Genomic DNA, 13804 nt, shown 5'->3' on the forward strand with positions numbered 1-13804 from the left:
GGTTACCTGTCGGTGATGATTTTGACCTTCTCGCCGACACTCAGGCTGGAGCCGGGTCCAAGAGCGTTTATCAGCCGGAACAGTTCCAGCTTGCGCTCCACACCTACCATTTGTGACGCAAGTGTTGCCACCGTGTCGCCGGGTCCCACGCTCACCACGCGGACACGCAACGGTCGCAGGCTGGCCACTTCCGACTGGCTCATCATGCGGAAGCTGCCGGTAATCTCACGGGCGACGGCATCAAGCTGGTTGCTGCTTCTGGGCGCGCCGGTCAGCAGCCGGTAGACCTGTTCACCCACCCGCACCACTGTCACGTCAAATTGCCAGTCCGCTGAATAGGCACGTCCACGTGCAGCGGGAAGGCCGTTGATGGTCGTCGTCTGCACCGAGGACGGGTCGAGCCCGTCGAGCCAGCCGCCGCTCAGGTAATCCGTCAGCTGCGTGCCCTGATCGACCGTCGTGCCGTCGAAACGGAAAGCCAGATTGCCAGGACCAGCCGCAACCACTTCACCGGTGGAGTTGTCCAGTACGAAGCCGGTGGGAACCGTGAATGCCACGCCGAGACCCGGATGCAGGAAGGAGCGTTCCCGCACATAGCCCTGGGATGGTTTGTCGCCAAACAGAATACCATCAATGCCCGCCAAATATTGCTCGCGCTCCTTCAATCCGCTTCCTGGCGGACCGAAGCTGCGGGCGTGGCGTTGCGCCAGCTCGATACGGCGCGGCGCATTGGGATGGCTTGCCAGGAAGTCGAGGCTGGCATCGGAGCTGCCGCTGACATTATGGAAAGACTGGTACTGATCCATGGATCGCAGGAAGCGGGCGGCTGCATAGGGGTCGTAGCCCGCGCGTCCGATGGACCGAATGCCCACTGCATCCGCTTCCAGTTCCTGATTGCGCGAGAATTGCGCCAGGCGGAGCTTGCCGCGTACGGCTGCTGCGCGTGCGGTGCCGTTGCTGCCAAGTACCTCGTCGACCACACGGGTTGCGAGATTGGCTTCGGCTTCGCGACGTTGGCGTTCCAGACCGTGATTGGCGGTCACATGCGCCATCTCGTGCGCCAGCACTGCGGCGATTTCGGCCGAATCGTTGGCGAGTGCCAGAAGTCCGCGGGTGACATAGAGATATCCACCCGGCAGGGCGAATGCATTGATATTCGGCGAATCAAGGATCGTGATGCGATAGGTCTGATCCGGATTGTCAGGATCAAGCGTCAGTTTGCCCACAACTCGCGCCAACATGCGCTCAAGCTTCGGATCGGAGTATTCCCCGCCATAGGTCTTGAGGATCTTCGGGTGCTGGCGCTTTGCCAAACCGGCAAGCCGATCACCCCGCATCACCGTGTCCACCGTCACCGGGTTGGACGACGGAACAAAATTGGTCTCGTTGAGATCAAGTGACTGGCAGCCGGCAAGAATGGTCGTGAGAAGAAACACAGCACCTTTTTTCAGGCTGCCGTGCCTCACCGCACGCGGTGCACTCGGAGATCGGATAATCTGCTGCGACAGGGCGCTTATCCTTCTGATATTCTTCGAGACCAGTCACGCGGTGGAACTAGCCACAGCTGCGACCACAAGACAAGAAGCAGGCTTGGCCTTTCATGTCGGCTTTGAGTGAACATAGTGGTGAAATCAGGGCTTTCCAACGTCGCTCAGGAGCGATTTTTTCCCAGATAGTCGCGGAAGGCTTCAGAACCACGGCCGCCAAGATAATCCTGGGTTGAGCCCACACCGGCTATGCGTCCGTCCGACACATGAACAAGCCTGTCCGTGAGAGCGGCTGCGTCTTCGGGTGCGTGAGTTGCCATCATGATCGTCATCATGCGCTCTTCGTGCAGTGTGTTGATGAGAGCCAGCATCTCTTCTCGCAGTGCCGGGCCAAGGGACGCCAGAGGCTCATCGAGAAGAAGCACGGGTCTGTTGCGAACAAGAACCCGCGCCAGCGCGACACGCTGACGCTCCCCGCCTGAAAGGGCTGCGGGCAGTCGCTTGCCCTTGTCGCCCAGGCCGGTTCGTTCCAGTGCCGAGGTTATCTCGTGCTCGTCCTCAGCGCTCAACCGGAGGGATGGCGAACGGCCCAGCCCGACATTCTGAGCGACAGTAAGGTGGGAAAAAAGGTTGTTTTCCTGAAACACCATCGAGACAGGGCGCTGGTCGGGCGGCAGCGCGGTGACGTCTCGCCCGTCTATCGCAATACGTCCCCCATGCGGCTCTTCGAACCCGGCCACGAGATTGAGCAATGTCGATTTTCCTGATCCGCTGGGGCCCATGACAGCTACCTTCTCGCCCGGGTTTATCGCCAGGTCGAATCGCATTTCGGTGCCGCCGGGATAGCTAAAGCGCAGCTCGTCGAGCTTTATGGATGCGGGTTTTGTCATGAACGGGCTTCCCTGGACAACCGACCGGCGACGAGCATGAGCAGAAGACAAAGCAGACCAAGAAACAGGGCCAGGCCTGCTGCATCATCCGTTCGATAGCTGCCCATGCGCTGGAGAAGGAGATATGGCAGCGTTTGCACCGATTCGCTTCCAAACAGCGCGATGACACCAAGGTCTCCCAGAGAGAGCGCCATAGCAAAGGCGAAGGCGACGGCCATGGGGCGGCGCAAAACGGGCCAATCGACAAGGCGCAGCCGGGCGACGCCCCTGATGCCGAGACTTCGGCAAAGCTTTTCGTGGCGCGCGCTCGCCGCGTCATGGGCAGGACGAAGGGCGCGAATTGCAAAGGGCATCGCCATAGCTGCATTCACCGTCACCACCATGATCGGGGCGAAGGTGAACACATTGCCGAAATGGCGCAGGAGGATGAACCAGCCAGCGCCAATGACGACCGGGGGGATGATGAGAACAAAGCTTGCGCCAGCATCGCTCATGATCTCAAGCAGGCCAGGGGTTTGCGCTCTTCTTGAAAGCTCCAGTTGACGTCTGGCAACTACGAGCGAGAGAGACAGGGCAACGGACAGCAGGGCGGAAAGCGTTGCCAGTAAGAGGCTGGTAAGCGTGGCGTTCCTTACGGACGGATCTGCGGCCAGACGCGCCAGGTCCGCTTCCATGCCGGCAAGGAGCGTCGCGACCATGGGGCCAGCAACGAACAGCAGCGCGAGCAGGATCATGAGCGTGTTGATTGCCGTCTCGGCCCTGGAGGCGAAGATGGCCCTGCGTGGGGCCGTGGGCAGATTGGTGTCGGCAGATATGGAGGCGCCGAGCCGGGCGAGGATGAAGACGACCAGCAATGTCAGCCCGATTTGAGCGATGGTCAGCGCCAGGGCGCGGGCGAGGTCAAAGTCAAATCGCAGCGCCTGATAAATTGCCACCTCGAGTGTCGTGGCGCGCGGTCCTCCGCCCAAGGTCAGAACAATGGTGAAAGATGTGACGCAAAGCATGAACACCAGCGCTGCCACCTGAGGTAAGGCAGTGCGCAGCACGGGCCATTCGATGAAGCGGAAGGATGCCACCGGCCCCATGTCGAGCTGTGCGCCCAGCCGCCAGTAATTGGTGGGCACGGATTCCAGCGCTGCCAGAAGCAGCCGGGTGGCCAGAGGCATGTTGAAGAAGACATGCGCGACAAGGATGCCGGTGAGCCCGTAGATGCCTTCCCAGTGCCGGTTGCCGACAAGAGACAGGAATGGCGCCAGAAAGCCTGCCCTGCCATACAGGGCAAGGACACCGAGTGCAGCGACAATTGCCGGCAGTGCCAGGGGCACGGCAAACAGGCTGAGGATCAGACCACGGCCCATAAAACGGGGATGACGCGCGAGCGCGCGCGCGACGAACAGCGCCGGGATCAGCGACAACAAGGTGGACAGGGATGCCTGCAGCAGCGTGAAACGCATTACGCGCAGGAGATAGAAGTCGAAGGCGTCGACAGCCGCCCGCCAGGAGCCTGTTGCCTCGGCAAGAAGGCCTGCAAATGCGCCGCCGATGAGCAGGGCGAGGAAACTCAGGGCTGCAATGCCTGCCCAGATGCGTCCCCGCCCGATCTTCCGTGTCACTTGCTCATGACCGACAGCCACTCATCCACCCATGCCTTGCGGTTCTCGGCAACTTCGGCGGGCGAGAAAAGCAGCGTTTCGGACGGTTCGACAAGTTCGTCAAATGCCGGGTGAAGCGGTTCCGACGTCTTGCCTGCGGGGAACATCCAGTTGCCCTGGGGAATGGCATCCTGGAAGCCCGGTCCGGTCATGAAGCTCATGAACTGGTCTGCCAGCGGATTGTCTGCACCCTTCACGGTTTTGCCCGCGACTTCAATCTGCATGTAGTGGCCTTCAGCGAAAGGTGCCGCCTGATAGCGATCGGTGTCCTCGGCAATCATGTGATAGGCCGGTGAGGTCGTGTAGGATAGGACCATGGCCACTTCACCGCTGGAGAACAATCCGTAGGCCTCGCTCCAGCCGGGGGTGACAGTCAGGATCTTGTCCTGCAACTTCTCCCAGGCCTGCGGCGCCTCGTCACCATAGATAGCCTTCACCCAAAGGAGGAGACCAAGTCCAGGCGTGGAAGTGCGCGGGTCCTGAATGGCGATCTTCACCATGTCGGCAGGCGCATCGACCAGCGCCTTCATGCTCTTCGGCAGGGTGGACACGGCTTGGCTGTCATAAACGAAGGCGAAATAGCCGTAGTCGAAGGGCACGAAGATGTCGTCGGAGAAATCACCCGGGATGTCGAGATTGGCCAGATTGGTCTCGTGCGGTACGAAGAGACCGGTTTTGCGCGCTTCCTCGGTCAGGTTTGTATCAAGGCCCAGAACAATGTCAGCTTCCGTTCCTTCGCCCTCAAGCTTCAGGCGGTTGAGCAGTGCGACACCATCGGCAACGGATACGAAGTCCAGTTCGCAATTGCATTCGGCTTCGAAATTCTTCTCGATCTGCGGGCCCGGACCCCATTCGGCCGTGAAGCTTTCGTAGGTGTAGACGGTGAGCTTTTCCTGCGCGCCAGCCGTGGTGGCCAGAAGGGTCGCAGCAAGCGTGATGGCATAAGGGGCAATGCGCATGAGCACCTCTTGTCAGATGTTCGAAGGGTGCTGCGTGAACAGTCTAATCCCTCCGCCGGTATGACCCGGATCAGGTTCGGCGGGTTGGCGTGATGCCTCTCAGCTCAGGCCGTTTCGCCTGGCACCCCGTTAGATCGGCGCGAAGATAGGGCCGTCGGACATGCTGCGCAAGTCCAGTCATTACCGCGCACGCGGCAGGGCATCACGAAGGCCGTTTCGTCTTGTGCGCCAATGCTGTAAGTCCTCTGCCCATGAGCCGTTTTGTCATTCTTCTGGGCGGTGAGCTCCACCCCACGCGCCGCCTCTCAGCCATGCTTGAAGGCAGCCGCATCATCGCTGCCGATTCAGGCATGCGCCATGCATCCGCGCTTGGCGTGACGCCGGAGCTTTGGGTGGGGGATTTCGATAGCGTAGACGCTGCAATGCGGGATGCATTCGCGCATGTGCCGACCCGCGAGTTCCCACCGGAGAAGGACAAGACTGACGGCGAGCTTGCCATAGATCATGCGCTTGAAGAGGGCGCGACCGAGCTCGTCCTTGCCGGAGCATTCGGCGGCGAGCGCGCGGATCATGCCCATCTGCATCTCACCCAGGTCGTGCGGCTTTGCGAAATGGGCGTGCCGACAATGGTTACGAGCGGCAATCAGGAAGGAAGGCATCTGGCGACCGGCGTCCAGCATGAATTCGATTATCGATCCGGCACGATCTTCAGCATTTTGCTGTTTGAGCCTTTGTCCGGACTGACGGTCGAGGGCGCGCGCTGGCCGCTTGATCATGTGGAGGTCGAATTCGGGTCTTCACTCACGCTTTCGAATTATGTGGCTGACAGGCTCGCGATCAGGCTGGAAAAAGGCCGCGCCATGCTGGTCGCCCATCTCAACGACGAGGAAATTGCCTGATGGCACCACCGCTTCTAAAGCTCGAAGACATCAAGCTGACCTTTGGCGGAACCCCTCTTCTGGACGGGGCCAGTCTGATGGTTGGACCGGGTGAGCGCATCGCGCTTGTCGGGCGCAACGGATCGGGCAAGTCCACGCTTCTGAAGATCGCGGCAGGCTTGGCCGAGGCGCAGGACGGCGAGATCTTTCGCCAACCCACCGCAACCATCCGCTATCTCGCACAAGCTCCGGACTGGCAGGGGCACAAGACGGTTCGCGCCTATGTCGAGGCTGGGCTAGGGCCTGCCGATGACATCAACCGTGTGACCTTGATGCTCGACAGTCTGGGGCTGACGGGCGAAGAGGAGCCGCATACACTTTCGGGCGGCGAGGCACGGCGTGCGGCACTTGCCCAGGCGCTTGTACCGCAGCCTGATCTGCTTCTTCTCGACGAGCCCACCAACCATCTCGACCTGACGACGATCGAATGGCTGGAGGATGAAATCGCACGGATGAGCTCTGCGCTCGTCACCATCTCGCATGACCGTCGCTTTCTGGAACGCGTCACCCGCTCCACGGTGTGGCTGGACCGGGGCATCACCCGCAGGCTCGACAAGGGCTTTGCCCATTTCGAGGAGTGGCGCGACACCGTGCTGGAGGAAGAGGAGCGCGAACAGCACAAGCTTGGCCGGCAGATCGCGCGCGAAGAGCACTGGCTGCGCTACGGCGTGACCGCGCGGCGCAAACGCAATGTGCGCCGCCTTGGTGAGCTGCAAAGCCTGCGCGAGAAGCACCGAAATTTCCAGAAGGCCGAAGGGCTGGCGGTGATGAAGGCCGCCGATGCGGCCGAGTCAGGCAAGCTGGTCGTTGAGGCCAAGAACATCTCCAAATCCTATGGAGAGCTGGGAGTTGTTCGAGATTTCTCGCTTCGCATCAATCGCGGCGAGCGCATCGGGTTTGTAGGACCCAATGGTGCCGGCAAGACGACGCTTCTGAAAATGCTGATCGGCGCGTTGGAGCCGGATGAGGGAACGATCCGCTTCGGCCACAATCTGGAAGTGGCAGTGCTTGACCAGAAGCGCGACGCGCCAAAGCCGGATGAAACGCTGGCGCATTTCCTCACCGATGGCCGCGGCGACAGTGTGGTCGTCAGTGGCGAGGAGCGGCATGTCGTCTCCTATATGAAAGACTTCCTGTTCAAGCCGGAACAGGCGCGCACGCCGGTGCGCGAATTATCCGGCGGCGAGCGGGCACGTTTGATCCTCGCACGTCTCCTGACGCGGCCAGCCAATCTGCTCGTGCTCGATGAGCCGACCAACGATCTCGACATGGAAACGCTGGACCTGCTTCAGGAGTTGGTGGAAGGCTTCCCCGGCACGGTTCTGCTTGTCAGCCACGACCGCGATTTTCTTGACCGTACAGTCACTGCTACCATCGCACCGGATGGCAAAGGCCGCTGGATCATCTATGCCGGCGGTTATTCGGACATGATGGCGCAGCGCAAGGGCGAGGAGCTGGAGCGGCGCAAGGCGCGCACTGCGGAAAAGGCAGCTTCATCGCCGAAGGGTTCGGGCGGAGAAAAGCCGCGCGGCAACAGCGCCAAGCTCTCCTACAAGCAGAAATATGCGCTTGAGACATTGCCGGGGCGCATCGAGACCCTCACGGATGAAATGGAGAAGCTCGAGAAAAAGCTTGCCGATCCCGATCTCTACGCGAAAGACGCTGCAGCCTTTGCCCGCTTCACGCAAGAACTTGAGAAGAAGGGGCAGGAGCGTGAAAAGCTCGAGGAAGAATGGCTTGAGCTGGAAATGCTGCGCGAAGAGATTGAGGGAGCCTGATACCTTCACGCTTGGCTAACCTCCATGAGCGAGATTGTATTCATGGAGGCACGGCATGAGCGAAGCATTTCTGATCAGCGCCAGACCCGATCTGCAGCAGGCGCGCGTGGAATGGCTGAAGCGGCTGGAAGGTGAGCGTCGGCTTTCCGCACTTACCGTTACCGCCTATGAGCGCGACACGCGGCAGTTTCTGCAGTTTTTGACCGGGCATCTGGGCGATGCGCCCGGGATCAAGGATATTGCCGATCTGCGGCCATCCGACTTTCGGGCCTTTTTGGCAATGCGCAGGCGCGACGGTGCTGGCGCACGCAGTTTGGGGCGTGGCCTGGCAGGCATTCGTTCACTCCTGAAATTTCTTGAGCGGCAGGGCTTGGTCAATGCTGCAGGCGTCAGCGCCGTACGCTCACCCAAGGCATCCAAAGGCTTGCCGAAACCGTTGACCGCAGCCGATGCGCGGAAGGTTGTCTCTGGCGAAGGGCAGCTTGCCGAGGAACCTTGGATTGCCGCGCGCAATGCTGCGGTACTTGCGCTTCTCTATGGCTCCGGCCTGCGCATTTCCGAAGCTCTGGGGCTGAGGGCAGGCGAGTTAAGCGGGAAGAGTGCAGGTGCGCTGCGCATCAAGGGCAAGGGCGGAAAGACGCGGCTTGTGCCTGTTCTTCCCGTTGTTGCGGAGGCTGTCGGTGAATATCGGAAGCTTTGCCCCTGGCACCTTCCACCGGAAGAGCCGCTGTTTCGCGGGGCAAAAGGCGGGCCGCTTCAGCCGGCCATCATCCAGCGGGAGATGCGCAAGATGCGCGCGGCGTTGAACCTGCCGGATACGGCCACTCCGCATGCGCTACGCCATTCATTCGCGACCCATCTTCTGGGGCGGGGAGGGGATCTGCGTGCAATCCAGGAGCTTCTGGGACACGCAAGTCTGTCGACCACGCAGGTCTACACCGCCGTCGACACCAGCCGTCTTCTTGAAATCTATGACGCAGCGCATCCGCGCGCGTGAGGACTGGATATAGCCCATGTTCCGAGACCTTTCCGAAAAGCTGAGCACTGCCTTGCTGCGGATTTTGGGCGTGTTGAACATGCTCGCATTCACCAGCTTCATCCTGGCGCTGCTGGGCGCAACGCAGGTGCGGGCCGAGGATCATTGCCGTGGTCGCAATCTGTTGAGCGACTTCGCGGCAAACCAGCCGGAACGCCTTGCGGCAATCGAGAAAGAGGCAGCTCAGGTCGCCAACGGCAGCGGGTTGCTCTGGAAGGTAGAAGCCAAAGGCGTTGCGCCGTCCTGGCTGTTTGGCACAATGCATGTGACCGATCCACGGGTTGTGGATCTGCCGAAGGCCGCGAAAGTGGCCTTCGAGGAAGCCAGAACTGTCGTGATCGAGACGACGGATGTGCTGGACCGCAAGGCGATGATGGCGGCAATGGCCCAGCATCCCGAACTGATGATGTTCACGGGTGCGGAAAAGCTCACCGATCACCTGGACGAGCGACAGCAGGCGGAACTCAAGGCAGCGCTTGAGGAGCGGGGAATCCCGCTTCAGACGGTAATCAAGATGAAACCCTGGATGCTCGTCTCGCTGGCCTCTCTGCCCGAGTGCGAAACGCAGAGGCAGGAGCAGGGCGCGCTGGTGCTTGATGCATTGCTGGCGGCGGATGCGGCGAGCCAAGGTAAGGCTGTGGCCGGACTTGAGACCATGGTGGAACAGTTCCAGGCCATGGCGTCTCTGCCGATGGACTTTCACATCGAGGGTCTGCTCGGCACGCTGGCGCTTGGCGACCGGATCGATGACGTCATCGAGACCATGATCGTGCTCTATACCGCAGGTGAAACCGGCATGTTCCAGCCTATGATGGGTGCGGTCATGCCGGGTGAGGATACAGAAGCCGGATATGCCGCCTTTGAGGAAGTCATGGTCACCCGGCGCAACCACAGCATGGCCAAGGCGGCTGCGGACTTCATCGACGAGGGCGGTGCCTTCATCGCCGTGGGGGCGCTTCACCTTCCCGGAGAAGAGGGGCTGGTGGCGCTCCTTCAGGAGCGCGGCTACACCGTTTCGCCTGTTGAGATGCGCTGAGACGCTGCTTCAACCGGAACTCTCATCTTGATCAGGCGTTCTACCGTCAATCAAGGCCTCAGATGGGAGACATTCCGATGGCAAATTACAACAGGCCGCGTGATCCGAACGATCCAGTCGATCCGCGCACTGATCCAGCAGCAGATCCGGCAGTGCCGCCGTCCAACCACACTGTCGTGCAGTCATCTTCGGGTGGCGGCAGCACGATGATCGTCGTTGCCGTTCTCGCTGCTATCCTGATCGTCCTGTTCCTTGCATTTGGCGGTGCAGGCATCTGGGGCGGCGCTGATGATGCTGATGTGACAATTCAGGAAGAAACGACAATCGCGCCAGAAGGTGGCGAGGCAACCGCGCCTGCGGCTCCGGAGGCTGCACCTGAGGCTGAAGCCCCGGCAGCAAACACCGATGCTCCGGAAGCTCCGGCGACGGAGGCTCCTGCAACCGATGCGCCGGCTCCAGAAGAGCCCACCGCTCCCGCTCCGAACACGGATGCACCGGCTGCACAGTAAAAGTACGATTTGCAAAGCAAAGAAAAAGGCCGCTGCGAGAGCGGCCTTTTTTTGTTTGAGTGATTGCTCAAATGATCAGGAATGGATCGCCTTGGCAAATGCTCCAAGCGCTGCCTCCCGCACGGCTTCCGACATGGTCGGGTGAGCGTGGCATGTGCGTGCGAGGTCTTCGGACGAACCGGAGAATTCCATAAGCACCGCAACTTCGTGGATCATCTCGCCTGCCCCGAAGCCGACGATATGCGCGCCGAGCACGCGGTCGGTCTTCTTGTCGGCCAGGATCTTCACGAATCCATCCGTATGCAGCATGGCGCGTGCGCGGCCATTGGCCGAGAAGGCGAACTTGCCGACATTGTATTCGACGCCAGCTTCCTTCAGCTCTTCCTCGGTCTTGCCGACAGAGGCGACTTCCGGGCTCGTATAGACGACGCTCGGGATTACGTCGTAGTTCACGTGACCGGCCTGGCCGGCGAGAATTTCGGCAACAGCCATGCCTTCATCCTCAGCTTTGTGTGCAAGCATCGGTCCGGCGATCACGTCGCCGATGGCATAGACGCCTTCCACATTGGTGCGGAAGTGCTTGTCCGTCTTCACGCGGCCGCGGTCATCGAGTTCGACGCCAACGCTGTCGAGGCCAAGGCCTTCGGTGAAGGGCTTGCGGCCGGTCGAAACGAGAACGACATCGGCCTCGATCGTTTCCGCATCGCCGCCCTTGGCAGGCTCGAAGGTGACTTTCGCACCCTTGCCGGCCTTGGAGACGTCGGTGACCTTCTGGCCGAGCTTGAAGGTGAGGCCCTGTTTGGCCAGCATGCGCTGGAACTGCTTGGAGACCTCGGCGTCCATCGGTCCGAGGATCTTGTCGAGATATTCGACAACGGTGACTTCGGCACCAAGACGTGCCCAGACGGAGCCGAGCTCAAGCCCGATCACGCCGCCGCCGACCACGATCATCTTGCCCGGCACCTTCTCGAATTCGAGAGCACCGGTGGAGGAGACGATGACCTTCTCATCGAACTTCACGTCAACACCGGGGATGCCCGCAACGGTGGAGCCGGTGGCGATGACGATGTTCTTGGTCTCGACCGTCTGTTCCTTGCCGTCGTCGCCCTTGACGGTGACCTTGCCCTTGGCCGCGATGGAGCCGACGCCGCGAAGAACATCGATCTTGTTCTTCTTCATCAGGAAGTCGAGACCCTTGGTGTTCTGTTCCACCGTCTTGGTCTTGTGCGCCAGCATCTGCTTCAGGTTCAACTTCGGCTTGGAAATCTCGATGCCGAGATCGGCAAAGGAATGACCGGCTTCAGCGAACATTTCGGTGGCATGCAGCAGCGCCTTGGAGGGAATGCAGCCGACATTGACGCAGGTGCCGCCATGGGTGGGCAGCTTTTCGACAACGGCAGTCTTCAGCCCAAGCTGTGCCGCCTTGATGGCGCAGACATAGCCGCCGGGGCCGGTTCCGATGACGACGAGATCGTAGGACATTTCTCTTCCTTCCGCTTTGCGGTGGATTTGGCCGTCACTCCTGACAGCCCGTGAGGTGGTAAAGGTCGAAAACAGGCAGCACCGGCGTGCCGTCTGCGAATTTGTGGCGGTTCAAGGTGTAGGACAGGTCGCTCAGGATGATGCTTTGGGCGGCCTTGCTGCCGCGCTTCTTGAGCGGTGTAACGCTGCCATCGCTCTGGACCGCATAGATCGCGCCGGACCACATGCCATCGATCCTGCCAAGGCTGCGTGTGCCGCTTTCCTGCAGTTCGACAGTGCCGGAATACGGCTTGGCGCCACGCAGAAGCAGCCGGAAATGCTGGTGGATGTCCGGCTTGCGCGTGTCGGCAACAAATTCCAGAGCCGACCGACCGTCATAGGCTTCCGTATAGACTGCCAGTTCCTGCGGGCAGGCCGCCAGGCTAGCGCCTGTGCTGCCTGCCAGAAGAATGGCGATTGTCAAAGCCTTGAGGCCGGCCATCATGGCTCAGTCCCATCCTGCCTTAGAGATCGAGAACGAGGCGCTCTGGATCTTCCAGCACTTCCTTGACGCGAACGAGGAAGGTCACGGCTTCCTTGCCGTCAACGATGCGGTGATCGTAGGACAGCGCGAGATACATCATCGGGCGGATGACGATCTCGCCGCCGACAACCATCGGACGCTCCTGGATCTTGTGCATGCCGAGGATGCCGGACTGCGGAGCATTGAGGATTGGGGTCGACATCAGCGAACCGTAAACACCGCCGTTGGAGATGGTGAAGGTGCCGCCCTGCATGTCTGCCATGCCAAGCTTGCCGTCGCGAGCTGCCTTGCCGAGGCGGCCGATTTCCTTCTCGACCTCTGCAATCGTCATCTGGTCGGCATCGCGAACGACGGGGACCACGAGGCCCTTGTCGGTGCCGACGGCCACGCCGATATGGCAGAAGTTCTTGTAGATGATGTCGGTGCCGTCGATCTCGGCGTTAACCGCCGGGATTTCCTTCAAGGCATGCGTCACTGCCTTGGTGAAGAAGCCCATGAAGCCCAGCTTCACGCCGTGCTTCTTCTCGAACAGCTCCTTGTACTTGGAACGCATGTCCATGACCGGCTTCATGTCCACCTCGTTGAAGGTGGTGAGCATGGCTGCCGTGTCCTGGGCTTCCTTCAGACGGCGGGCGATGGTCTGGCGCAGACGCGTCATCTTCACGCGCTCTTCGCGAGCCTCATCCTCGGCGCCGGACGGTGCGCGTGGTGCCTTCGGCTTCTCGGCCGGCTGGCTTGGCGCACCCTTGCCTTCGGCTGCGAGAACGTCGCCTTTCAGAACCTGGCCCTGCTTGCCGGAGCCCTGAACGTCGGAAGCCTTCATGCCGCGCTCTTCAAGAAGCTTGGCTGCAGCAGGTGCTGGCGGACGGCCGGAGGATGCTTCACCGGAAGCGGGAGCCGAAGCCTTTTCCTGCGATGCGCTGGCTGCCTGCGTCGAACCGGCAGATGCGCCTTCCTCGATGCGCAGTAGAAGCGCACCGACCTGAACCTCGTCACCGCTGGAGACAACGATCTCGCGGATGACGCCTGCTACCGGTGCCATGACTTCCTGAGCGGCCTTGTCGGTCTCGAGCTCAAGAATGGGCTCGTCGACAGCAACGCTGTCGCCGACCTTCTTGTAGATCTCGCCGACCTGCGCTTCCGTCACGGATTCGCCGGCGGAGGGGACGTTCACATCGACCAGCTTGCCGCCGGAGGCTTTCTCTTCGGTCTTGGCGCTTTCTGCCTTGGCGGCAGGCTTTTCTTCCTTCTTGGCCGGGGCGCCTTCGCCTTCGCCGATCATGCCGAGAAGCGCGTTTACTTCTACGGTCGTGCCTTCCTCGGCTGCAATTTCCTGCAGCGTGCCGGATGCGGGGGCGGGGACCTCAACCGTAACCTTGTCGGTTTCCAGCTCTACGATGGGCTCGTCAGCCGTGATGGCATCGCCCTTCTTCTTGAACCAGCGGCCAATGGTAGCCTCGGTGACGGATTCGCCGAGAGTGGGAACGCGGATTTCAGTAGCCATGGGATCAGTT

At 60.9% G+C, this 13804-nt stretch carries 12 protein-coding genes and 1 riboswitch; of the genes, 5 read left to right on the forward strand and 7 right to left on the reverse strand.

Going from position 1 to position 13804, the window contains the following annotated elements:
- Nucleotides 1-2: 2 nt before the first annotated feature.
- The 4 genes from WA367_RS03035 to thiB form a co-directional block, all read right to left on the reverse strand.
- Nucleotides 3-1466, reverse strand: coding sequence for a M48 family metalloprotease (locus tag WA367_RS03035; protein WP_442935522.1), 1464 nt, complete (start codon nucleotides 1464-1466; stop codon nucleotides 3-5).
- 185 nt (nucleotides 1467-1651) lie between these two features.
- Nucleotides 1652-2377, reverse strand: coding sequence for a thiamine ABC transporter ATP-binding protein (thiQ, locus tag WA367_RS03040; RefSeq protein WP_336055314.1), 726 nt, complete (start codon nucleotides 2375-2377; stop codon nucleotides 1652-1654).
- A complete protein-coding gene (thiP, locus tag WA367_RS03045; RefSeq protein ID WP_336055315.1) occupies nucleotides 2374-4011 on the reverse strand; it encodes a thiamine/thiamine pyrophosphate ABC transporter permease in 1638 nt (545 codons plus the stop codon). The genes thiQ and thiP overlap by 4 nt, the downstream gene beginning before the upstream one ends.
- Nucleotides 3987-4988 (reverse strand): thiamine ABC transporter substrate binding subunit, encoded by a 1002-nt coding sequence (gene thiB, locus WA367_RS03050; protein WP_336055316.1) that lies wholly within the window; start codon nucleotides 4986-4988, stop codon nucleotides 3987-3989. The genes thiP and thiB overlap by 25 nt, the downstream gene beginning before the upstream one ends.
- Before the next feature lie 30 nt (nucleotides 4989-5018).
- A riboswitch (TPP riboswitch) is annotated at nucleotides 5019-5127 on the reverse strand.
- Nucleotides 5128-5239: 112 nt separating this feature from the next.
- Here thiB and WA367_RS03055 point away from each other — a divergent pair.
- From WA367_RS03055 to WA367_RS03075, 5 genes are all read left to right on the forward strand, one after another.
- Nucleotides 5240-5887 (forward strand): thiamine diphosphokinase, encoded by a 648-nt coding sequence (locus WA367_RS03055; RefSeq protein ID WP_336055317.1) that lies wholly within the window; start codon nucleotides 5240-5242, stop codon nucleotides 5885-5887.
- Nucleotides 5887-7704, forward strand: coding sequence for an ABC-F family ATP-binding cassette domain-containing protein (locus tag WA367_RS03060; protein WP_336055318.1), 1818 nt, complete (start codon nucleotides 5887-5889; stop codon nucleotides 7702-7704). Before WA367_RS03055 ends, WA367_RS03060 begins: the two co-directional genes overlap by 1 nt.
- 55 nt (nucleotides 7705-7759) lie before the next feature.
- Entirely contained in the window at nucleotides 7760-8701 is a 942-nt protein-coding gene (locus WA367_RS03065; protein ID WP_336055319.1) for a tyrosine recombinase XerC, read from the forward strand.
- A gap of 16 nt (nucleotides 8702-8717) precedes the next feature.
- Nucleotides 8718-9776, forward strand: a complete 1059-nt coding sequence (locus WA367_RS03070; RefSeq protein ID WP_336055320.1) for a TraB/GumN family protein — start codon at nucleotides 8718-8720, stop codon at nucleotides 9774-9776.
- Between the two features lie 77 nt (nucleotides 9777-9853).
- A complete protein-coding gene (locus WA367_RS03075) occupies nucleotides 9854-10285 on the forward strand; it encodes a hypothetical protein (RefSeq protein WP_336055321.1) in 432 nt (143 codons plus the stop codon).
- Between the two features lie 75 nt (nucleotides 10286-10360).
- Here WA367_RS03075 and lpdA read toward each other — a convergent pair whose 3' ends face one another.
- The 3 genes from lpdA to odhB are packed head-to-tail and all read right to left on the reverse strand — an operon-like array spanning nucleotide 10361 to nucleotide 13794.
- Nucleotides 10361-11767 (reverse strand): dihydrolipoyl dehydrogenase, encoded by a 1407-nt coding sequence (gene lpdA, locus WA367_RS03080; RefSeq protein ID WP_336055322.1) that lies wholly within the window; start codon nucleotides 11765-11767, stop codon nucleotides 10361-10363.
- Between the two features lie 34 nt (nucleotides 11768-11801).
- Nucleotides 11802-12251, reverse strand: coding sequence for a hypothetical protein (locus tag WA367_RS03085; RefSeq protein ID WP_336055323.1), 450 nt, complete (start codon nucleotides 12249-12251; stop codon nucleotides 11802-11804).
- A gap of 19 nt (nucleotides 12252-12270) precedes the next feature.
- Complete coding sequence (odhB, locus tag WA367_RS03090; protein WP_336055324.1) at nucleotides 12271-13794, reverse strand: 2-oxoglutarate dehydrogenase complex dihydrolipoyllysine-residue succinyltransferase; 1524 nt, start codon at nucleotides 13792-13794, stop codon at nucleotides 12271-12273.
- Nucleotides 13795-13804: the final 10 nt, after the last annotated feature.

This window comes from Nitratireductor sp. CH_MIT9313-5, from assembly GCF_037029545.1.
Taxonomy (GTDB): Bacteria; Pseudomonadota; Alphaproteobacteria; order Rhizobiales; family Rhizobiaceae; genus Chelativorans.

What these genes read in the sequence shown, in the direction of transcription:
- odhB (WP_336055324.1), bottom strand. Translation starts at nt 13,794, where the DNA reads ATGGCTACTGAAATCCGCGTTCCCACTCTCGGCGAATCCGTCACCGAG.
- WA367_RS03065 (WP_336055319.1), top strand. Translation starts at nt 7,760, where the DNA reads ATGAGCGAAGCATTTCTGATCAGCGCCAGACCCGATCTGCAGCAGGCG.
- WA367_RS03060 (WP_336055318.1), top strand. Translation starts at nt 5,887, where the DNA reads ATGGCACCACCGCTTCTAAAGCTCGAAGACATCAAGCTGACCTTTGGC.
- WA367_RS03085 (WP_336055323.1), bottom strand. Translation starts at nt 12,251, where the DNA reads ATGATGGCCGGCCTCAAGGCTTTGACAATCGCCATTCTTCTGGCAGGC.
- thiQ (WP_336055314.1), bottom strand. Translation starts at nt 2,377, where the DNA reads ATGACAAAACCCGCATCCATAAAGCTCGACGAGCTGCGCTTTAGCTAT.
- thiB (WP_336055316.1), bottom strand. Translation starts at nt 4,988, where the DNA reads ATGCGCATTGCCCCTTATGCCATCACGCTTGCTGCGACCCTTCTGGCC.
- WA367_RS03055 (WP_336055317.1), top strand. Translation starts at nt 5,240, where the DNA reads ATGAGCCGTTTTGTCATTCTTCTGGGCGGTGAGCTCCACCCCACGCGC.
- WA367_RS03075 (WP_336055321.1), top strand. Translation starts at nt 9,854, where the DNA reads ATGGCAAATTACAACAGGCCGCGTGATCCGAACGATCCAGTCGATCCG.
- lpdA (WP_336055322.1), bottom strand. Translation starts at nt 11,767, where the DNA reads ATGTCCTACGATCTCGTCGTCATCGGAACCGGCCCCGGCGGCTATGTC.
- WA367_RS03070 (WP_336055320.1), top strand. Translation starts at nt 8,718, where the DNA reads ATGTTCCGAGACCTTTCCGAAAAGCTGAGCACTGCCTTGCTGCGGATT.